The sequence below is a fragment of the Variovorax sp. 10N432 genome (assembly GCF_056394465.1).
Genome location: NZ_JBFTHX010000014.1, coordinates 151,637 through 172,822, shown reverse-complemented (window position 1 = coordinate 172,822; position 21,186 = coordinate 151,637). Strand labels below are relative to the sequence as shown.

Below are 21,186 nucleotides of genomic sequence, written 5' to 3'. Positions count from 1 at the left end.
CCCGAGCTTCGCGCCGGCCAGCCCGCCCGTCCTTAAGGCGTCCTGAAGCGTGCTGAATGCGCACGCCTGCCCTTGCGCTCGCGCGGGAGATTCAGGACGCTTCAGGACGGCTTCAGGACGCCGCGCGCGCCAGCAGGCACAGTCGCACATCACCAGGAGCCCCGCCTTGAGCACCCCCCGCTACGTCTGCCTTTCCGACCTGCATCTCGGCGCCGGCTACAGCACCCTCACCTCGACCGACGCCGAAGGCCGTCCCGACCCGACCCGGCCCAGCGCCACGCTGACGGCCCTGGGCCTGGCGCTGCGGCAACTGCTGCCCGCGCTCGGCGACGGGCCGCCGCCGACCCTGGTCCTGCTCGGAGACGTGCTCGACATGGGCCTGTCGCCGATGGGCAGCGTCGCGGCCGCTTTCGACTGTTTCGTCCAGGCCGTGATGCTCGATGGCGACCGGCCGCTGTTCGCGCCGCGGGTGCTGTGCGTGCCCGGCAACCACGACCACCACCTGTGGCGCATCGCCCAGGACCAGCACTTCCAGGACAGCCTGCGCGAGGGCCGCATCGAGAGCGACCTGATCGCCCACACGGCGCTGTTCCAGGATCCCGATGCCAGCGGCATCCCGTCGCCGATGCTGACCGGCCTGATCCACCGCCATCCGGCGCTGAGCGAGACCCGGGTCGAGATCGCCTATCCCAACCTCGGCCTGATCGACGCCGGGCGCCGTCGCTGCGTGGTGCTGCACCACGGCCACTACGTCGACCCGATGTACCGACTGGTCTCCGCGCTCGATGCCCAGGCGCCGGGTCTCCACGGCCGCGGCCCGGCCACGATGGCGCAGCTCGAAGCGCGCAACGGCGCCTGGGTCGATTTCCTCTGGTCGGACCTCGGCAGCGCCGGGCTGACCGGCACGGCGGCCACGACGCTGTACGAGGTCATGCGCGACGGCGGCGCCTCGCAGCGCTTCGCGCAACGCCTGTCGGCCCTGCTGGTGGCCCGGCTCGGCACGCGCTTCGGCCTCAGCGGCAGCATGCCGATGCTGCAGGGCATCACGCTCGACCAGCTGCTGCTCGGCCTGCTCGACGCGACGCTGGGCCGGGGCGCCGAGTCGCAGCGCGACAGCTACCTCGCCCTGATGACCGCCGGCGACGTCGCCGACCTGCGCTGGTTCCTGTCGGGCCCGGTCAAGCTGGAGCTCGAGCGCGCCGGCCTGGAGCCGTCCGGCCTCGATCTCGCCTTCGTCTTCGGACACACCCACAAGCCGTTCCAGGACGAGCTGCCGGTGGCGGGCTTCGGCCAGCCGGTGCGCGTCTTCAACACCGGCGGCTGGGTCATGGACCAGCCGACCATGACCTCGACCCAGGGGGCCGCGGCGGTGTTCATCGACGAGGCCCTGAACCTCGCCTCGCTGCGGCTCTTCAACGATCCGGTCAACGGCCGCATGGCCCCGGTGCAGGCGCAGGGCGTGGGCGGCTTCGGCGACCGCGACAACCCGATGCTGGCCGCACTGGCCGCCGGGATCGAACGAACGGCGCCGGCCTGGCAGGTCTTCTCGCGCTCGGCGCAGACGGCCACCGAGGCGCACGCCGCCCGGCTGCTCGACAAGTTCTTCCACGTTCCCGGCCGCAACCCGGCGACCGCCCCATGATGAAGCGACTCGCCCGACCGCTGTCCCAGCTGGCCTCTCACTACACGGTGGTCGTGGTCGGCTCCGGCTACGGCGCCGGCGTCGCCGCCTCGCGACTGGCGCGCGCGGGCCAGTCGGTCTGCGTGCTCGAACGCGGCCGCGAAATACTGCCCGGCGACTACCCGGACGACATGGCCGGCGCCCGGGCCGACATGCAGGTCGACGGCGCCCGCGGCAAGCTCGGCGCCGCCGACGGCCTCTACAACCTGCACCTCAACGACGACATGCTCGCGATGGTCGGCTGCGGCCTCGGCGGCACTTCGCTGATCAACGCCAACGTCGCGCTCGAGATCGACCCCCGGCTGTTCGAGGCCACGCCCTGGCCGGCGCCGTTCCGCAACGACCCGGCCCTGCTCGACCCCTACATCGCGCGTGCGCGGCGGATGCTCGACCCTTCACCCTACCCCGACGACTACCCGCCGCTGAACAAGCTGCAGGCGCTGGAGAAGTCGGCCCGGGCGATGAAGCGCCCGTTCGAGCGGCCGCCGATCGCGGTCAACTTCGCCGACCAGCTGAACCCCTTCGGCGTCCCGCAGCCGCACTGCACCTTGTGCGGCGACTGCACCAGCGGCTGCAACGTCGGCGCCAAGAACACGACCTTGATGAACTACCTGCCGGATGCGGCGAACCACGGCGCCGAGATCTTCACCGGCGCCCGGGTCAGCCACGTCGAGCGCGAGGGCGAGCGCTGGCGCGTGGTCTTCGACCCGGTGGCGCTGCGCGGCGAGAGCGCGCCGGCGGCGGACGCGCCGCGCAGCGTGACGGCCGACATCGTGATGCTCGGCGCCGGCGCGCTGGGCTCGACCGAGATCCTGCTGCGCTCCAGGGAACGCGGGCTGGCGCTGTCGGACCGCCTCGGCACGCGCTTCTCGGGCAACGGCGACGTGCTGGCGCTGGGCTACGACAACGACTGGCAGGCCAGCACCGACGCCGCCGGCAACACGGTCCGCAGCCCGATCAACGGCGTCGGCACCGGCCGCAACAAGCTGGCCCCCGCCGACCTGCCCGGGCCCTGCATCACCGGCGTGATCGACCTGCGCGATGCGCCCGAGGTCGGCGACGGCCTGGTGATCGAGGAAGGCGTGATCCCCGGCGCCCTGGCGTCGATGCTGACGCCCGCCCTGTTCTTCGCCGACGCCATGACCGGCGGCGAATTCGCCTACGGCGCGGCCCAGGCCAAGTCGCGCCTGCAGGATGCGCAGGCGATGGGCGAGGCGGTGCAGCACCCCGGCGAGCTGGCGGCGGCGGCCTACGGCGGCGCAGTGGCGCGCACCCAGACCTACCTGGTGATGAGCGTGGACGATGCCGGCGGCCGCCTGCACCTGCAGGACGACCGGCTGCGCATCGACTGGCCGGGCGCCGGCACCCGCCCGGTGATCGCCAAGGACCACCAGTGGCTGCGGGCCGCCAACGAGGCGGTCCAGGGCCAGTTCATTCCGAACCCGCTGTGGAGCGAGCCGCTCGGCCACAAGCTGATCACCGTGCATCCGCTGGGCGGCTGCGGCATGGGCGACAGCGCGGCCGACGGCGTGGTCGACCACCAGGGCCGGGTGTTCGCGGGGCGCGACGGGCAGGCGGTGCATGAGGGGCTGCTGGTCTGCGACGGCGCGGTGCTGCCGGGCGCGGCGGGCGTCAATCCGCTGCTGACGATCAGCGCGCTGGCCGAGCGCGCCTGCCAGCTGCTGTGCGACCGGCGCGGCTGGACCCTGGACCTCGGGATGGCGCCGCGCGGACCGATGCCGGCGTCGACCGGCGCCGGGGCGCCGCCATCGGGCCTGCTGCGGCGAGCCATCGACAAGGTCGAGGCCGGCGCCGTCGAACTCGCCAAAGAGGCGATCGGCGCGCTCATCCGCAAGGACCCGGCGCTGCTGAGCCCGAGCTTCCAGTTCACCGAGACCATGCACGGCTGGATCAGTACCGACGCGGTGCTGCCGCGCACCGGCCCGCAGCAGCGGCTGGCGAGCGACTACGAGGTCGCCTGCGCCTGGGGCAAGGCCCGGGGCCAGGCGATGCGCTTCGATCTCACGATCCACACCGCCGACCTCCACCAGATGGTGTCGGACCCGACCCACCCGGCCACCATTTCAGGCAGCGTGACCTGTCCGGCGCTGTGGAGCGAGCCGATGCCGGTGGCCAGCGGCGTGTTCCACCTGCTGCCGGCCGATGCGCAACGGGTCGAGACCTGGACCATGACCTACGAGATGGTGCTGCGGCGCGGCGACTCGCGGCTGCGCTTCAAGGGCCACAAGGTGCTGCACCAGCGGCCCGGCGCATCGCCCTGGACCGACACCACCACCCTGTTCGTGCGGGTCTACGACGGCGACGGCATGGCCGGACGGATGGTGGCCCAGGGCATCCTCACGCTCGACCTCGAGGACCTGCTGTGGCAGGCCTCGACGGTCGAGGTCAAGCCGCCGGCCAGCCTCCCCGGCGTGCTCGAAGCGCATGTACCGGCGGCCGAGCGCGCCATTGCCAGCGCCTACCTCGCCCGCTTCGGCGCCTTCTTCGGCATGACGCTGTTCCGGGCCTACGGCGGGCTGCTGGCCGACCTGCACAACTTCCCGGCGCTCGACCTGGCGCAGCTGCCGCGCCGCGCCCTTCGCGCGCCGGCGCCGGTGGCACACAGCGTCGAGGTCGGCGACGGCTTCAGGATCAGGCTCACGCGCTACGCCGGCGGCACGCTCGGGCCGGTGGTGCTGGCGCCGGGCTTCTCGGTCCGGGCCTCGTCGTTCGCGACCGACACGGTGGACCAGAACCTGGTCGAGGCGCTGTGCGCGCGCGGCTACGACGTCTGGTTGTTCGACTACCGGGCCAGCCCCGATTCCGGCAGCCCGATCGCGCCCTACACGATCGACGACATCGCGCGCACCGACTGGCCGGCCGCGGTGCGCTTCGTCCTGCAGGCCACCGGCGCCGCCGACCTGCAGGCGATCGCCCACTGCGTCGGCTCGATGAGCCTGCTGATGGCGCTGCTGGACGGCATGACCGGCGTGCGCTCGCTGGTGTCCTCGCAGCTCACGCTGCACCCGGTCACGGGCTGGCTCAACGATGCCAAGGCCGACATCGGCCTGGCCCGCGTGCTCGAAAGCTACGCTCCGCTCGACGGCCGCTTCGACAGCGTGCCCGGCAGCACCGAGCTCGACCGCGAGATCGACACCCTGGCCTTCAAGGTGCCGGTGCCGGACGGCGAGCAGTGCAACAACCCGCTGTGCCATCGCGTGTTCTCGATCTTCGGCGCGTCTTATGCGCACGCGCAGCTCAACCACGCCACCCACACCGCGCTGGCGGAGATGTTCGGCAGCGTGGCGCTGCATCCCTTCGAGCACCTGAGCCTGATCATGCAGCGCGCCAAGGCGGTCGACAGCGCGGGCCGGGATGTGTATGTCACGCCGGCCAACGCGCCGCGGCTGGCGCTGCCGATCTGCTTCGTGGCCGGGGCCGACAACCAGTTGTTCTTCCCGGAGGGCAGCCTGCGGACCCAGGCCTGGCTGTCGCGGCTGAACGACCCGTCGCTCTACACCCGCCATGTGTTCGAAGGCTACGCCCACATGGACCTGTTCGTCGGCCGCAACGCCGCGCGCGACGTCTTCCCGACGCTGATCGCGCAGCTCGAAAGTGTCAGCCCGGCAGCGCGCTGAGGCCGGCCGAGGCCAGCCCGATCGCGGCGTCCTCGTCGAGGCCGGCGCCTTCGAGGCGCCACGCCGCCAGCTCGGACGGCGGGTGGACGGCGCCGACCAGCGCCAGCGTGGCCTCGAGCATGCGGGTATCGGCCCGGCTGCGCACCTCGCCGCGGCGGGCCCTCGCCGCGTCGTCGCAGCCGATCAGCAGCGCGGCATCGCGCAGCCGTCCCTGGCGCGCCGCCAACAGCGCCAGCATGCCGGAGAAGTGCCGGATGCCCAGCGTGCGCCGGCACTGCGGCAGGCTCAGCATGACCTGGGCCTGCGCCTCGGCCAGCGAGCCCTGCACCGTGAGGGCATGGGCGTACCAGTTGTGGGCGAAGGCCAGCATCTGGGCATCGGTCAGCGGCGAGCGGCGCAGATGCTCGATCACGGCGCGGAACTGGTCGACCGCCTCATCGATGTGGCCGATCTCCTGGTGCAGCGCCGCCAGGTTGTTGAGCACGTAGAACCGGGTGCGGGCATCGCCGCCGCTGCGCACCAGCGGCAGCGCCTGGGCGAAGGCGGCCAGCGCCTCCTCGGTGCGGCCCTGGTAGCGCCGGACCATGCCGCAGTTGTAGAGCCAGAGGCCGCGGAAGCCGTGCATCGCCGGCGCTTCGATCAGCGCGCGTCCCTGCGCCAGGTGGCGCTCGGCGCTCTCGAAGTCGGCGGTCACGGCCGACACGTAGGCGCTCATGCACAGGGCGATCACCAGCCGGCCGTGGGCCTGCTCCTGCTCGAAGATGGCGCGGGAGCGCTCGAGCAGCTTCTCCCGCTCCTGGGCGTTGACCCCGCCGTGCAGGCCGATCATGGCCAGCCCACCGCAGAAATCCGCCACCACGAAAGGGGCGGTGCGCGCATCGACCAGCGGTTCGGCCATGCGCATCCAGCGCACGCCCTCGCCGTAGCGACCGGCCTGGTACATGAGCACCGCGGCGGTGTTCACCAGCTCGAGCGCCAGCGCCGGGTCGCCGCGCTCGCCGCAAGCCCATTCGATCGCGCTGCGCAGGTTGTCGACCTCGGGGATGCAGGTCATCACCCACTGGTCCATGGTTTCGAAGCCCATGCACCCGGCGCGCTCCGGACGGTCGATCGCCACCCGCATGCAGCGCGCATGCCAGGCCCGCAGGCGCTCCCATTCGCCGGCCGCCTCGAGCTGCTCCCGGGCATAGGCGCGGGCGCTCTCCAGCAGGCGGTAGCGTGGCGTGGCACCGGCCTCCAGCACCACCATCGACTTGTCGATCAGGTTGCCGAGCAGGTCGACCACGGCCCAGGCATCGATGCCGTCGTCGGCCGCCACCTGCTGCGCCAGCTCGAGCCCGAAGCCGCCGACGAAGACACCGAGCCGGCGGAACACCGTGCGCTCGAGCGGGCTCAGCAGCGCATGGCTCCAGTCGAGCGTGGCGCGCAGGGTGCGATGGCGCGACGGTGCGTCGCGGGCGCCGTTGTTGAGGATCCGCAGGCGCTGGCCCAGGTGCTGCCGCACCCCCGGCACGCCCAGCAGCGGCACCCGGGCGGCCGCGAGCTCCAGGGCCAGCGGCATGCCGTCGAGCGCGCGGCAGATGGCCACCACCGCCTCGAGGTTCGAGGCGTCGAGCCGGAAGCCCGGCTGCACCGCAGCGACCCGGGCGGCGAACAGCGCCACCGCGCCGTGCGCCGCGGCGTCCGCCACCTCGGCGTCGGCCGGCACGGCCAGCGTGCCGAGGCGCATCGAGCGCTCGGCCGACAGCCGCAGCGGCTCCTGGCTGGTGACCAGGATGTGCAGCTCGGGCAGCGCCGCCCCCAGCTGGCCGACCAGCGCCGCGACCGGCTCGATCAGGTGTTCGCAGTTGTCCAGCAGCAGCAGTTCGCGCCCGCGCAGGCGTTCGGCCAGCTCGCGCGCCGGGTCGGCGTGGCCGGGCAGGCCGATGCGCAACGCGCGCGCCACCGCGCCCGGTACGGCGCCGGGGTCCGAGACATGGGCCAGCTCGACCATCCAGGCACCATCGCGGAAGCGGTGCGCCAGGTCGCGGGCCAGCGCCAGCGCCAGGCTGGTCTTGCCGATGCCGCCCGCGCCCAGCAGGCTGACCAGCCGATGCTCGCGCACCAGGCCGCGCAGCTGCGCCAGGTCCTGGTCGCGCCCCAGCAACGGCGGCAAGCCGACCGGCAGGTTGCCGAATTCGGAGGGCAGCGCCACGGACGGCGGCGCGACCGCGGCCCGGGCCGCCGTCCGGTCGGCGGCGGGCGCGTCGTCCAGCGCAGCGGCGAAGCGATAGCCGCGGCCCGGCACCGTCACGATGGCCTTGGCGCCGAGCAGCTTGCGCAGCGCGCTGACCTGCACCTGGAGATTGTTTTCCTCGACCACCAGGTTGGGCCAGACGAGGTCGAGCAACTCGTTCTTGGTCAGCATGCGCTCGCGGTGGGTGACCAGCGCCAGCAGCACGTCGAAAGCACGGGCGCCGAGCTGGACCGGCTCGCCGCCGACCCGCAGTTCGCGGCTGGCGGGATTCAGTTCGGCATGGTCGAAGCGATAGACCGACTCAGTGGCCTGCATCCGCCACCCCGGTCACCCCGCCTCCGGTGCCGCGCACCGTGCCCATCCCGATTCCGACTGCCATGTCCGCTCCTGTTCGAGGGCGCGCATGTCCCGCCCGCCAGGCTGGGTTTGTAACTGATTGCGCGATCCTGCACATCATTGTCCGGGCACCTGCGCCCGACGGCGCTGGCTCAAGCCGGCTTGAATGCGCTGTACTCGGAAAAAATGCCGAGTTCGACGTGTCGCTTGACGTCCTGGAAACCGGCGGCGCGCAGCGCGGCCAGCACCGATTCAGGCGCGATGCAGGCCTCGATCGTGTCCCAGTAGTAGCGCCACAGTTCGGCCGTGTCCTGCCCCCGCGCCACCACCTTGGCGATCAGCGGAACCACGCCGCGCATGTAGCCCTTGAGCACGGCCGTTCCGACCCGGCCCGAGGGCTTGGTGATCTCGAGCACCAGCAGCCGCCCGCCGGGGCGCAGCACCCGGAAGAATTCGGCGAAGGCCGCATTGACGTCGGCGATGTGGCGCAGCGCGTAGCCCATGCTGATGAAGTCGCTGCTGGCATCGGGCCGCGGCAGCGCCTCGGCCCGGCCGCGCACCAGCGTCACGCCCGGCAGCGCCACCTGGCCCATCATCCCGGGGCTCGGATCGACACCGACCAGCTGCCCCTGCGCGCCGATCAGCGCCAGCGCCTCGCGCGCCACCAGCCCGGTGCCGATGCCGACGTCGAGCACCTGCGCGCCCGCCGCGAGGCCGCCGCGCTGCAGCGCCGAGCGCCGGTACCAGGGGCCCGAGCCGAAGGCGAGCACCCGTTCGATGCGGTCGTAGTCGGGCGCGGTGTCGTCGAAGATCCGGCGCAGGAACTGCTCGTGCTCCGCCTCGTCGGCGTAGTAGGCCGGCAGCGGCGTGTGCGGCGCGAGCGCCTCGGGCGAAGGGTGCGGCGAGCCAGGACTTTGCATCGGTCCATTATGGCCATTCACCCGGCCACCGCCGCCGGCTCCAGCACGAAATCGAAATTCAGCGTGTGGAACGGCGTCGACAGCACGCTGCCGTCGGGCCCGGCGCCGGCCGGGTGCGAGGCGAAGTCGCCGATCAGGGAGCTGCGCACGCCGAACACGGCATCGCTGTCGAGGTAGCGGTCGCCGTCGCGGAACACGTGCGTGATCAGCGTCTCGTAGCCCGGCGCCTGGATCATGAAGTGGACATGCGCGGGGCGCCACGGATGGCGCTTGGTGGCCCGCAGCATCACGCCGACCGGGCCATCGGTGGGGATCGGATAGGCCACGGGCATCACGCCGCGGAACCACAGCCGGCCCTCGCCATCGGTGCGGAAGACGGCGCGGCCCTGCGGCCGGTCGAGGCCCGTCCGCTGGACGTCGTAGAAGCCTTCGGCGTCGGCCTCCCAGACATCGACCTCGGCATCGGCCACCGGCTCGCCGTCGCGCCCGCGCACCACGGCCCGCACGAACAGCGGCTCGCCGGCGGCGCCGCCCGAGATGTCGCCGCCGAGCGGGAGCCGGGGCGCGCCCTGGACGTGGAAGGGGCCGAACACGGTGGCCTCGGTGGCCTGGGCGCTCTTGGCATGGTTCATGGCCACGGTCAGCATCGACAGGCCCAGCGTGTCGGACAGCAGGATGAACTCCTGCCGCTTGTCATCGCACTTCTGCCCGGTCGCGGTCAGGAACTCGATGCCGGCGGCCCACTCGGCCTCGGTGAGCTTCACCTCGCGGGCGAAGTCGTGCATGTGGCGCACCAGCGCCGACATGATCTCCTTCAGCCGGGGGTTCTCGCAGTCCGCCATGCGCTCGAGCACGGCGGCCGTGATGGTGTGTTCATTGATGTTTCGCATGGGGATGGAGCTCCAGGTCGGTGGGACGTCTGAGGGGCATCGAACGTTTCGGGACCGGCGCATCATGCACTGCCAGCCGCCGCTGGGTCGGGAACAGCGACCAGCCCCAGCGCTGCTGCGCATAGCCCCACAGGCCCTGCTTGAAGAAGATGGTGACGACGATCGCCAGCAGGCCCAGCCCGAGCAGGTACCAGGTGCCGTAGTCGCTCAGGAACTTGTTCAGCGCCCAGAAGATGAGGGCGCCGACCAGCGGCCCCTCGATCCGGCCGATGCCGCCGATCACCACCATGAAGATCGCGAACGCGGTCCAGTTGACGCTGAAGGCGGCATCGGGGCTGATGCGCAGGTTGCCGACGAAATAGAGCGCCCCCGCCAGGCCGGCGCCGAAGGCCGCGACCACGTACACCGCGAGCTTCATGCGCGCCACCGGGATGCCCTGCGACTCGGCCGCGACCTCGTTGTCGCGGATCGCCAGCAGCGCCAGCCCGCGCTTGCTGCGCAGGAACAGGTAGACCAGCGCGATCGCCGCCACCACGCAGGCCAGCGCCATCCAGTAGGTGGTGCTCTCGCGGGTCGCCTTGTCGATGCCGCGCAGCGCGGTGAGCGAGGTTCCCGAGCCGCCGCCCACCGCCGACACGTTGGCGAAGCTGAGCCGGAACACTTCGGCGATCACCCAGGTGCCGATCGCGAAGTAGCCGCCCGAGAGACGGAACGCGACGAAGGACACCGGCACCGCGATCAGTCCCGCCGCCAGCGCGCCGAGCGGAATCGCGACGAACGGATTGAGACCCGCGAAGTTGCCCAGCATCAGCATCACGTAGCCGCCGAAGCCGAAGAAGGCCTGCTGCCCGATGCTCACCATGCCGCCGTAGCCCGCCAGCAGGTTCCACATCATCGCGAAGATGAAGTAGCAGGCGATCTCGACGAACTCGCGCATCCAGCTCGATTCGCCCCAGAACGGCAGGCTCGCGGCGAGCACCGCCAGCACGACGCCGACGACGCCCGCCGTGCGGCTCATCGCCGTGGCGCGCTCGACCGTGAAGGGAAGCGGAGGCGTCATGGCGAGTTCAATCCAGTTGCAGGTTGATGCGTTCGGCCACCTTGGCCCAGCGCTGGCTCTCGGTCTGCAGGCGCTGTGCCGCCTCCTTGGGGGTGTTCGCGAGCGGCTCCAGGTCGAGCGTCGCGAGGCGCTCTCGCACCTCGGGCGCGGCCAGCGCCTTCGCCACCTCGACTTGCAGACGGTCGACCACCGCCGGTGGCGTCGAGCGCGGCATCGCCATCATTTCGGCAAAGCTCGCCTCATAACCCTTGGCGCCGGCCTCGGCGGCGGTGGGCACCGAAGGCTGGCTCGCAAGCCGCTTCGAGCCCGACACGACGATCGGCACCAGCTTGCCGTCCTTGATCAGCGGACCGACCACCGGCGACGCGAGAAAGCCGCAGGGCACCGCGCCGCCAAGCACATCCTGCATTGCGGGGCTCGGCCCGCGATAAGCGACATGCTGCATGCTCGCGCCGGTCGTCGAAAGCAGCATCTCCATCGCCATGTGGCCGGGCACGCCGGGACCACCCGAGGCATAGCTCATCGGCGTCTTCTTCGCGGCGGCGAGCAGTTCGGGCAGCGTCTTCACGCCGACGGAGGGATGACACACCAGCTCCTGGCTGAAGCTCGCGAGCTGCGTCACCGGCGCGAAGTCCTCCTTCGGCTTGAACGTCAGCTTCTTGTAGAGATGGGGGTTGATGGTGAGCATCGTGTCCGGCCCCACGAGCACGGTGTGCATATCGTTCGCGCGCAGCACTTCCTGCATGCCGATGTTGCCGCCGGCGCCGGGCTTGTTGTCGACCACCACGGGTTGGCCCAACGCCTTCTGCAGGCTCGGCTGGATCAGGCGCGAAATGATGTCGCCCGGCGCGCCGGCCGGAAATGCGACCACGAGGCGCACCGGCTTGGTGGGCCACGCCGCATCGGCGGCCGCGGCGCCGAGCGGCAGCATCGCAGCGGCGGCAAGCGCGACGGTCAGGGGTCTGGCAATGAAACGCATGATGTCTCCGTTATGGGTTGTCGTCGCAGCGCTCACCACGCGCCGATCAAGATGCCGGCCTCTCGCTCGCGCCTGTTCCAGGCCTCGATCGCAGCCGGCGCGATGGTGGGAAAACGGTGGCGCGCGCGCAGCCAGGCGAAGAGACGCGCGAGCATCTGCTCGCGCACCGCCGCATGCGCCGGGTCGCGCCCGAGATCGACCAGTTCCTGCGGATCGGACTCCAGGTCGAACAGCATCGGCGGCAGGTCCTCGAAGTGCACGAACTTCCAGCGCCGGTCGCGCAGCATCGTCATGTGGCAGCGGTCGACCGGTTGGCCGATGGGCAGGCGAACCGCGTCGCGGAAGGCGTAGCTGTTCTCGCAGACGACGAAGTCCTTGCCTTTCGCATCTTCATGCGCGTGCACCAGCGGCAGCAGCGATTCGCCTTCGAGCCACTGCGAGGGCCGATCGATGCCCAGCGCTTCGAGCACCGTCGGCACGATGTCGATGCACTCCACCAGCGCATCGCTGACCGTGCCGCGCGTGGCATTGGCCTCCGCGCGCGGATCGGCCACGATCAGCGGCACGCGCACGATCGGCTCGTGGAACAGCTCCTTCTCGCCGAGCCAGTGGTCGCCGAGGTAGTCGCCGTGGTCGCTGGTGAAGACGACCAGCGTCTCGCGGTCCAGGCCCTGCGCGCGCATGAAGGCGAACAGGCGGCCCAGCTGGTCGTCGACCTGTTTCACCAGGCCCATGTAGGTCGGGATCACGGTGCGGCGCACCTCGTCGCGGCTGAAGCTCTCGCTCGCGGTGTCGCGACGGAAGCCTTCGAGGACCGGATGCGCGTTCTGCCGCTCGGCTTCGCTGCGCACGGCGGGCTGCACGTCGTCGGGTCCGAACATCTCGTGATACGGGGCAGGAACGACGTAGGGCCAGTGCGGCTTGATGTACGACAGGTGCAGCACCCACGGCGTATCGCCGGCCTCCTTCATGAAGTCGATCGCGCGGTCGGTCGTGTAGGGCGTCTCGCTGTGCGGCTCCTCGATCGCCGCGGGCTTGTCGGCCCAGCGCATCTGCCAGCCGCTGAGGATCTCGCCGTTCGGCCCCCGGCCCGAGTTCGCGAAGTCGTGCCACGGGTTGTCGGACTCATAGCCGCGCTCGCGCAGCCAGTCGCAGTAGGCGTTGCCGCTGACCTTGAAGCCCGGCGGCCAGATGCCGTCGTCGCGGGCATAGGGCTCGAAGCCGCCTTCCATCGCGAGGCGTCCTTCGCCTTGCGAGACATCGATGCCGAGCCGCTTCGCGCCTTCGAGATCGGCTTCCACATGCGTCTTGCCGACCAGCGCGCACCGCACGCCATGCGGCCGAAGATGCTCGCCGAGCGTCTTCTGTCCGACCGAGAGCGGCACGAAGTTCCACATCGCGCCGTGCGTGCTGACATAGCGCCCGGTGTAGGTCGACATGCGCGACGCGCCGCAGACCGAGCCCTGCACATAGGCGCGATCGAATCGAACCCCGCGCGCCGCGAGCGCGTCGATGTTCGGCGTGTGCAGGCGCGGGTGGCCATAGCACGAGAGGTAGTCCGCGCGGAGCTGGTCGCACATGATGAACAGCACGTTGCGCAGCGGGCGGGAGGAAGAGGAGGAATTTCCGGTCATGTCCGTTCAGCCCACGGTCTTCGGGAAAAGCCCCTGCGGCCGCAACACCAGCACGCCCAGGAACACCAGATGTCCGACCCAGATGCCCCAGCCCGGATCGAGACGGAAGCCGATCTGCTGCGTGATGCCGAGGATCATCGCGCCCGCCAGCGTGCCCCAGAAGGAGCCCATGCCGCCGATGATCACGGCCTCGAACGCGAAAAGCAGCAGCAGTGGGCCGTCGGAAGGCGACACCGTCGTACGCATCCCTTGCAGCGCGCCGGCGATCGCGATGAGCACGAAGGCGATGGCGGTTGCGAGTGCGTAGACCTTCTTCGCGTTGAGACCCATGAGCTCCGCGATCTCGCGGTCGTCCGACACCGCGCGGAACGAACGCCCGAGTGCGGTGTTCGCGAACAGCCATTGCAGGCCGCCGGTCGCCACGATCGCGACCGCGAGCACGATCAGCGGCAGCACGCCGACCGACAGCGATTCGCCCAGGTGCAGGCCCTGCGTGTTGAGCCCTCCCGTCTCGATCGAGCGCGGGTCGGCGGAGAACAGTTCCAGCAGCAGGTTCTGGATCACGATCGACAGCCCGAAAGTCACGACCAGCGAGGGCAGCGGGTCCTTGCCCAGCGTGCCGTTGAGCACGTAGCGCTGCAGCACGTAGCCGAAGCCGAAGGCCACCGGCAGCACCGCGAGCGTGATGAGAAGCGGCGCGTCGCCGAAGAGCGCAGTGCCCGCGATCACCGCGAAGGCGCCGAGGATGATGAAGTCCCCCTGCGCGGTATTGGTCAGCCGCATCACGCCGAACATCAGCGACTGCCCGAGCGCGAACAGCGTGTAGAGGCCGCCGAGCAGCACGCCCTGGACGATGGTTTCAAGCACTTCGATGACTCCCGCTCACAGCCCGAAATAGGCCTGCGAAATCTGCTCGCGCGTGAGCGCATCCGAGCGTCCCTGCAGCGATACGCGTCCTTCCTGCAGGTAGTAGATGCGCTTCGACACGCGCTGCGCCATGGTCACGTCCTGCTCCACGATCACGACGGTCATGCCTTCGCGAACCAGCGTGGGCATCGCGGCGTAGATCTCATGGATCACGATCGGCGCGAGGCCGAGCGAAAGCTCGTCGCACAGCAGCACCTCGGGGTTGCTCATCAGCGCGCGGCCGAGCGCGACCATCTGCTGCTGGCCGCCCGAGAGCGCGGTGCCGGGGTTGTGGCGCTTCTCGGCCAGGATCGGAAACAGCTCGTAGACGCGCTGCATGTTCCACGGTCCCTTGCGCGCGGTGAGTCCGCCCATCTGCAGGTTCTCCTCCACGCTCAGGCTCGGGAACAGGCGGCGGCCTTCCGGCACCATCGCCAGCCCGCGCCGCACGATCTCGCCGGGCGGCAGGCTGCCGATCGCCTCGCCCTTGAAGCGGACCGCCTCGCGCGGCGCGCGCACCAGCCCCGTGAGGCACTTGAGCAAGGTCGACTTGCCCGCGCCGTTCGCGCCGATGACCGCGACCACCTCGCCTTGCGAGAGCGAGAAGTCGACGCCGAAGAGCGCTTGCGCGTCGCCGTAGAACGCCGTGAGGCCCTGCGTGTCAAGAAGCGCCGTCATAGAGAAACCTCCGCGCTGCGCGCTGCGGTATTCGCCTTGGGAGCGGCCCGGCGGCTCATGCTTCCACCCCCATGTACACGCGCCGCACCTCGGGATCGTTCATCACCGCATGCGGCTCGCCTTCCGCGAGCTTCTGTCCGAAGTTGATGACGAAGAGCCGGTCGGCCAGCGAGAGCAAGGCATGCACCACATGCTCGATCCAGATCATGGTCACGCCGCGCGCCTTGATCTGCTTGAGCTCTTCCACGAGCTGCTTCGCCTCGGGCTCGGTGAGACCGCCCGCGATCTCGTCGAGCAGCAGCAGCTTCGGCCGCGTCGCCAGTGCGCGCGCGAGTTCGAGGCGCTTGCGATTCAGCAGCGTGAGCCCGCCAGCCGGCCTGTTCGCGTGCGGCATGAGGCCGGTCTGCGCGAGCACTTCGTGCGCGGTCCCCCACGCGTCCTGCTCACGCTCTTCGGCGCCGAAGCACGCGGCGGTCACGAGGTTCTCGAACACTGTCATGTTGCCGAAGGGCTGCGGGACCTGGTAGCTGCGGCCGATGCCAGCGTGGCAACGCTGGTGCGGCTTGAGCGCGGTCACGTCGCGGCCTTCGTACTCCACGCGGCCGGCATCCACGCGCGCGTCGCCCGAGATCAGGTTGAACAGTGTGGTCTTGCCCGCGCCGTTCGGCCCGAGGATGCCCAGCGTCTCGCCTTCGGTCACCGCGAGCGAGATGTCGTCGGTGACCTTGAGCGCGCCGTAGGACTTGCTCACGGCATGGAGGGACAGCAGCGGCATGGTGCTCAGGTGGGCATGGCGCGCAGCGCGCCGCCCACGGGGATGTTGGGCGCAGCCTCGTTGCTCACGATGGTGAGTTCGTACTTGAACTTCTGGCCCTTGCCCCATTGGCCCAGCACCAGCGGCGTCTTGCTGACGTTCTTGAACGGACCCTGTCCGCCCCACTTCACCGGCCCGACGACGGTGTCGAGCGAGGTCGCGGCCACCGCGTCGCGCACATCCGCGGCCTTCGTCGACTTGGCACGCGAGAGGGAATTGGACGCCACCTCGAACAGCGCATGCGCGAAGCCGATGGGCTGCGTCCACTGTTTCTTCGTGCCGGCCTCGTAGGCCTCGGACAGCGCCTTGGCGCTCTGCTTCGTCAGGCTCGACGTGAAAGGATGCGAGGGGCTCCACCACACCTCGGTCGACAAGCCATCGCCCAGATCGCCCAGCGCCTCGATCGCGCCCGGGAACAGCAGCGCCTTGCCCAGCGTGATGATCTTCGGCCGCAAGCCCTGCTGGCGCGCCTGCGTGAGGAAGGTCTTGGCATCGGGGGGGATCACCACGCCGGTGACGATCTCCACCCCAGCGTTCTTGAAGGCCGCGATCTGGGCGCTGAAGTCCTGCGTGCCGTTCTGGAAGCGGCCCGGATCGACCAGCGTGAAGCCCATCTGCGAGAGCGGCTTCGGAAAGCCGAGCTCCTTGTCGCCCCAGGCATTGCCGTCGCCGTCGTTGGGGAACAGGCCGCCGACCTTCTTGTTGGTCGGCACGGACTTCCAGCCGCTGGTGAAGTTGGCGATGACGTCTTCCAGGCCCCAGAACAGGTGGTAGGTCCAGTTGAAGCCCTTGGCCGGATCGCCCTTGCGGCCGAAGAACCAGGGCTGCCACGGCACCACGCTCGAGATGCAGGGCAGCTCGTTCAGCTCGCAGGCGTCGCTGACCGGGTTGGCCGTCTCGGGGGTGCCGGCGGTCAGCACCAGCGCCACCTTCTCTTTCAGGATCAGGTCGTTGGCGACCTCGCCGGCGCGGTTCGGATTCGACTGGCTGTCCTTCAGCACGATCTGCACCGCGTACTTCCTGCCGCCGACGGCGATGCCGTCCTTGAAGGCGGTCTTCATCTGGTCGATGACCCACTTGTCGGCCTCGCCGAAGGGCGCCAGCGGGCCGGTCTGCGGCGAGACGTAGCCGATCTTCAGCGTGTCGGCCGCGAACACCAGCGGCGTCGCACCGCCGGCGGCCAGGGCGGCCGCGGCCTGCGTGAACTGTCTGCGATTGAGGGTCATGGGAGTCTCCTTCTGTTGTTGTCTTCAGCGCACGAAATGGGGCGGAATCTCGGCATCGACGTTGATCCACACGCTCTTGACCTGCGTGTACTCGCGCATCGCATCGAAGCCCATCTCACGGCCGTAGCCGCTCTGGCCGACGCCGCCGAAGGGCGAGCCCGGATTCACGCGCTTGTAGCTGTTGACCCAGACCATGCCGGCGTGCAGGTCGCGCGCCACGCGATGGGCGCGCTGCAGGTCGCGGGTCCACAGGCCGCTGCCGAGGCCGTAGTCGGTGCCGTTGGCGATCTCCATCGCCTCCTCGTCGCTCTTGAAGGTCAGCACGGTGACGAAGGGGCCGAAGACTTCTTCCTGCGCCACGCGGTCGCGGTACGAGCTCGCACGCACGATGGTCGGCTCGACATAGCAGCCGCGTTGCAGTTCGCCGCCCGGCGCCTTGCCGCCGGCGAGCACTTTGCCGCCCTCGCCCTTTGCCACTTCCACGTAGTTCAACACGCGCTCCTGGTGTTGCGCGCTGGTGAGCGGACCCATCTCCGTCGCATCGTCCAGCGGATTGCCGAGGCGGATCGACTTGGCGAGCGGCAGGAACTTGTCGAGAAATTCGTCGGCGATCTTCTCGTGCAGCATCAGCCGCGAGCCCGCGATGCAGGCCTGCCCCTGGTTGTGGAAGATGGCCCATGCGCTGCCGTTGACCGCGGCGGGCAGGAAGGCGTCCTCGAACACGATGTTCGGTCCCTTGCCGCCGAGCTCGAGCTGCACCTTCTTGAGGTTGCCCGCGCTTGCCGCCACCACGCGCTTGCCGGTCGCGGTGCTGCCGGTGAAGGCGACCTTCGCGATCTCGGGATGCTCGGCGATGTATTGCCCCACCACGTGGCCCAGCCCCGGCACCATGTTGACCACGCCATCGGGCATACCGGCCTCGGCCATCAGCTCGACGATCTTGAGCGAGCTCAGCGGCGTGATCTCGGCCGGCTTCATCACGATGCAGTTGCCGGCCGCCAGCGCCGGTGCCATCTTCCAGCTGGTGAACATCAGCGGGAAATTCCACGGCACGATCTGGCCGACGACGCCGACCGGCTCGCGCAGCGTGTAGTTGAGGAAGCCGGCCTCGACCGGGATCGTCTCGCCCTGGAACTTGTCAGCCATGCCGCCGAAATAGCGGAAGCAGGCGGCGGTGCGCGGCACGTCGAGCTTGCGCGAATCGCGGATCGGATGGCCGGTGTCGAGCGATTCCAGGCGCGCGAGCTCTTCGCCGTGGGCCTCGATCAGGTCGGCCAGCCGGAGCAGGATGCGCCCGCGGTCGGCCGCCGCCATGCGGCTCCAGGCCGGGAAGGCGCGCTTCGCGGCGGCCACGGCGCGGTCGACGTCGGCCTTGCCGGCCAGCGAGACCTCGGCGATGGTCGAGTTGTCGTGCGGATTCAAGGTCGCCAGCGTCTCGCCCGACTCGGCATCGACGAAGCGGCCGTCGATGAAGAGCTGGTGGCGGATCGGCGTCTTCAGGCCGGCGGCCTGCTGGATGTCTGCGAGGGTCATGGAGTGATTCACTTGGTGAGCCAGGGGTAGCGGGCGGTGTCCTTGCCCGCGTAGTCGGGGTCGAGGTAGATGAAGCAGCGCTGGATCAGCCAGTCGCGGATCTCGAAGACGTCGCACCAACGGCCCGCGCCCCATTCGGGCACGCCGGCGCGCCACGGGCCATCCGCGTGCTCGCCGAAGCTGGTGCCTTCGCAGGCGAACAGGTCGCTGCCCGAGAAGATCCAGTTGAAGCCCGCGTAGTCGTGGCGGATCGACTTGCCGCGGCTGCCGACGTCGCCGAACAGCTGGCCGATCTGCGCCTTGCCGGTCGCCAGTCCCCACTTGGGGAAGTACACCTGGGCGTCGTCGGCGAACAGGTCGAGGATCGAACCGCCGCTGGAGGTGACGCCGCCGTTGTCGTAGGCCTTGAGGTATTCGAGGGCCACCGACTTGCGTTGCTCGTCGGTCATGGTTTGACGGGTGAGTGCCATGGTGAGTCTCCTTCTTCGCTGCTGACGTGAGGGCGCACCGGCGCAGCCGGTCGGGGCTGCCGGAATCAGGTCGCTTCGCTCCGAGCGCCGCCCGGTCTCCGCGCGGCCTCGGTATCCGTCCTAGAACTGGACCGGGATTTCCGGGCTCTCGCCCTTCTGGATCTCGTAGACCAGGCTCGGCGAGCCGTTCTCCCAGACCAGCAGCATCGAGCGCTTCGGGCTGAAGCCCTGGTGGCGGCAGTAGGCAGGCATGGCGGCCATGTCGCCGGCCTTCATGATCACGCGGGCCATCGGCCGGCCGGTGTTCTTGTCGCCGCAGTCCCAGTGGATCTCGTCGGTCATCTGGAAGAACCATTCGACCCGGTCATTGCCGTGGATGATCGGCAGGATGTGCTCCTCGGTGGTCGGGCACATGTAGCTGTGCTTGACGACCGAAGTGAAGCTCGGGTTCCAGGTGACCTGCGAGCGGCTCAGGAAGCCGAAGAGATTGAAGGCGTGGACTTCGTTCTCGAAGCCTGGCTCCGGATGCAGTTCGGGCTGACCCTGCGGCACGTCGGCGAAGGCGCGGTTGACCGGCGCGCCGCGCTCGTCGCTGCGCAGGTCGAGGTCGCCCTTGAGGCCGACGCAGCGCGTGGCCAGCTCGCGCGCCCGGGTGATCTTGGCCGTGTTGTTGCCGTTCTTGCGGCCATAGGGCGAGCCGGTTTCCTGCGGCGCGGAGAACGGGTCGAAGCTCTCGTTGGTCCAGTCATCGAGCATGGCCTCGAAGGTGGCGCGGATCTGGGCGGTCGGGAAGTTCTCCAGCAGGTCGATGCCGGCGTCCTTCATGGTGCCGTTGAAGCTGCCGGCGTAGAGGTCGACCGACTGGTAGTGGTTGACCGTGCCGACCACGTCGTCGAAGTTGACCCAGCCGTAGAAGAAGCCCCAGGCGACGTCGCGCATCAGGGCGCGCAGGTAGTTGCCGATGTCCATCGTGTGGCTCATCGGCCGGCCGTCGCGGGTCTTCCAGGTGATGTGGGCGAAGTACTCGTCGCGGCGGAAGCCGAAGCTGCCGAGCGAGAAATCCTTGTAGCCGAGCGTGGCGTCGGGTTGCGACGCGATGACCTTGGCGAGTTCTGCGGGTGCGTTCATGGCGGTGCTCCTCGATGTCTCAGTGCGTCTGGCAGATGTCGGCCCATTTTTCGACCGAGAGATCGCCCTTGCAGGTCTGCAGCACGATCACGCCGGGCTCGCCGACGCTGCGGAACTGGTAGGCGGTGTTCTTCGGCAGCAGACCCTGGTGGCCGCGCGAGAGCTTCATCCAGCCCATCTTCGGGCCCTTCGGTTCGCCCTTGACGAGCACGGCGCCGTTCTTCTCCGCGTCGGCCACGGCCTGGCTCGGATCGAGCTTGACCAGGTGGATCTCGACCTCGCCGTCCATCACCAGCGCGAACTCGTCGTGGGCGCTGGTGTACCAGGGCGAGCTGCCTTCGGCGCGCAGCGTCTCCAGCACGTAGATCTGGTTCTGGCCGAACACCACCTTTTCATAAGGCTTGCTCTTGCTCGCGATGTCGAAGCAGTTCGAGAACGCGTAGTGGCGGACGTCGTCGGCGATCGGCTCGACGTGGCCCTTCTGGTAGTTCTTCAGCGACCCGAAGCGGGTCTGGTAGGCAGCGGTCATGGGTTGTCTCCTCAGGTGCCGGAAGGTGCAGCGGTGGACTGCGGTGTCTGCACTTTAGGAAACGGGGGGCGACTCCGGTAGGCCTCAAATCCGGTCCGCATTGTTCGGCGAATCCGGTCAATCCGCAGGGTTTACCCGGGCCCAGCGGCCCCGGCGTCAGGGCCTGCCCGACAGGACGATCGCCGCCAGCGACACCGAGACCAGCATGCCGCAAACCGAGCCGATGAACCACTTCACGGTGGTCCTGTAGGTCGCTTCGTCGTCATCCTCGACCAGCAGCGCACGGTAGAGCGTGTAGATCTCGGCCGCGATCGGGATCAGCAGCGCCACCAGCGCCACCACGGAGCGCGCCGTCCAGTCGCCCGGCGCCTCGAAGGCCCAGTAGCGCACGAAGGAAAGCGAGAAGCCGATGATCACCGTGATCGCGGTGATGATGCCTTCGCGGTAGCCCGCCGGCAGCGGCGTGCGGGCACGCGGTTCGGGCCGGGGCGTGGCGAAGGGTTCGGGCGGTGTCGGGGTGTCGTTCAT

At 69.7% G+C, this 21,186-nt stretch carries 17 protein-coding genes; 2 read left to right on the top strand and 15 right to left on the bottom strand.

Annotated features, from left to right (window positions below):
- Positions 1-166: 166 nt before the first annotated feature.
- Together AC1DF3_RS18285 and AC1DF3_RS18280 are read left to right on the top strand one after the other, a co-directional pair.
- Positions 167-1,642: a metallophosphoesterase family protein gene (locus tag AC1DF3_RS18285; RefSeq protein WP_286534778.1), complete on the top strand. Its 1,476-nt coding sequence runs from the start codon at positions 167-169 to the stop codon at positions 1,640-1,642.
- A complete protein-coding gene (locus AC1DF3_RS18280; protein WP_478140395.1) occupies positions 1,639-5,319 on the top strand; it encodes an alpha/beta fold hydrolase in 3,681 nt (1,226 codons plus the stop codon). The genes AC1DF3_RS18285 and AC1DF3_RS18280 overlap by 4 nt, the downstream gene beginning before the upstream one ends.
- Here AC1DF3_RS18280 and AC1DF3_RS18275 read toward each other — a convergent pair.
- The 15 genes from AC1DF3_RS18275 to AC1DF3_RS18205 all read right to left on the bottom strand — a co-directional run bounded on the left by AC1DF3_RS18275 (position 5,300) and on the right by AC1DF3_RS18205 (position 21,186).
- Positions 5,300-7,870, bottom strand: coding sequence for an ATP-binding protein (locus AC1DF3_RS18275; protein WP_478140394.1), 2,571 nt, complete (start codon positions 7,868-7,870; stop codon positions 5,300-5,302). The genes AC1DF3_RS18280 and AC1DF3_RS18275 overlap by 20 nt on opposite strands.
- A gap of 173 nt (positions 7,871-8,043) precedes the next feature.
- A complete protein-coding gene (locus AC1DF3_RS18270; RefSeq protein ID WP_478140393.1) occupies positions 8,044-8,811 on the bottom strand; it encodes a class I SAM-dependent methyltransferase in 768 nt (255 codons plus the stop codon).
- 17 nt (positions 8,812-8,828) lie between these two features.
- Positions 8,829-9,701, bottom strand: a complete 873-nt coding sequence (locus tag AC1DF3_RS18265; protein ID WP_286534782.1) for an intradiol ring-cleavage dioxygenase — start codon at positions 9,699-9,701, stop codon at positions 8,829-8,831.
- Positions 9,685-10,761 (bottom strand): branched-chain amino acid ABC transporter permease, encoded by a 1,077-nt coding sequence (locus AC1DF3_RS18260; protein ID WP_286534783.1) that lies wholly within the window; start codon positions 10,759-10,761, stop codon positions 9,685-9,687. Before AC1DF3_RS18260 ends, AC1DF3_RS18265 begins: the two co-directional genes overlap by 17 nt.
- Before the next feature lie 7 nt (positions 10,762-10,768).
- Positions 10,769-11,776 carry a Bug family tripartite tricarboxylate transporter substrate binding protein gene (locus tag AC1DF3_RS18255; RefSeq protein ID WP_478140392.1) on the bottom strand — a complete coding sequence of 336 codons (1,008 nt, stop codon included), beginning with the start codon at positions 11,774-11,776 and terminating at the stop codon, positions 10,769-10,771.
- On the bottom strand, positions 11,773-13,374 hold the full coding sequence (locus tag AC1DF3_RS18250; protein ID WP_478140391.1) for an alkaline phosphatase family protein: 1,602 nt from the start codon (positions 13,372-13,374) through the stop codon (positions 11,773-11,775). The genes AC1DF3_RS18255 and AC1DF3_RS18250 overlap by 4 nt, the downstream gene beginning before the upstream one ends.
- Positions 13,375-13,380: 6 nt before the next feature.
- Complete coding sequence (locus tag AC1DF3_RS18245; RefSeq protein WP_286534786.1) at positions 13,381-14,241, bottom strand: branched-chain amino acid ABC transporter permease; 861 nt, start codon at positions 14,239-14,241, stop codon at positions 13,381-13,383.
- Positions 14,242-14,256: 15 nt separating this feature from the next.
- The gene (locus tag AC1DF3_RS18240) at positions 14,257-14,958 is read right to left on the bottom strand and encodes an ABC transporter ATP-binding protein (RefSeq protein ID WP_478140390.1); all 702 of its coding nucleotides are present in this window, start codon (positions 14,956-14,958) and stop codon (positions 14,257-14,259) included.
- A 55-nt stretch (positions 14,959-15,013) separates the two neighbouring features.
- Entirely contained in the window at positions 15,014-15,733 is a 720-nt protein-coding gene (locus AC1DF3_RS18235) for an ABC transporter ATP-binding protein (RefSeq protein ID WP_286534788.1), read from the bottom strand.
- A gap of 5 nt (positions 15,734-15,738) precedes the next feature.
- On the bottom strand, positions 15,739-16,998 hold the full coding sequence (locus AC1DF3_RS18230; protein WP_301807070.1) for an ABC transporter substrate-binding protein: 1,260 nt from the start codon (positions 16,996-16,998) through the stop codon (positions 15,739-15,741).
- 24 nt (positions 16,999-17,022) lie between these two features.
- Positions 17,023-18,486: an aldehyde dehydrogenase family protein gene (locus AC1DF3_RS18225; protein ID WP_478140401.1), complete on the bottom strand. Its 1,464-nt coding sequence runs from the start codon at positions 18,484-18,486 to the stop codon at positions 17,023-17,025.
- A 53-nt stretch (positions 18,487-18,539) separates the two neighbouring features.
- Positions 18,540-19,001 (bottom strand): nuclear transport factor 2 family protein, encoded by a 462-nt coding sequence (locus AC1DF3_RS18220; RefSeq protein WP_301807068.1) that lies wholly within the window; start codon positions 18,999-19,001, stop codon positions 18,540-18,542.
- A 120-nt stretch (positions 19,002-19,121) separates the two neighbouring features.
- On the bottom strand, positions 19,122-20,129 hold the full coding sequence (locus AC1DF3_RS18215; RefSeq protein ID WP_286534791.1) for a hydroxyquinol 1,2-dioxygenase: 1,008 nt from the start codon (positions 20,127-20,129) through the stop codon (positions 19,122-19,124).
- 19 nt (positions 20,130-20,148) lie between these two features.
- The gene (locus AC1DF3_RS18210; protein WP_478140389.1) at positions 20,149-20,658 is read right to left on the bottom strand and encodes a cupin domain-containing protein; all 510 of its coding nucleotides are present in this window, start codon (positions 20,656-20,658) and stop codon (positions 20,149-20,151) included.
- Between the two features lie 156 nt (positions 20,659-20,814).
- A complete protein-coding gene (locus AC1DF3_RS18205) occupies positions 20,815-21,186 on the bottom strand; it encodes a hypothetical protein (RefSeq protein ID WP_286534793.1) in 372 nt (123 codons plus the stop codon).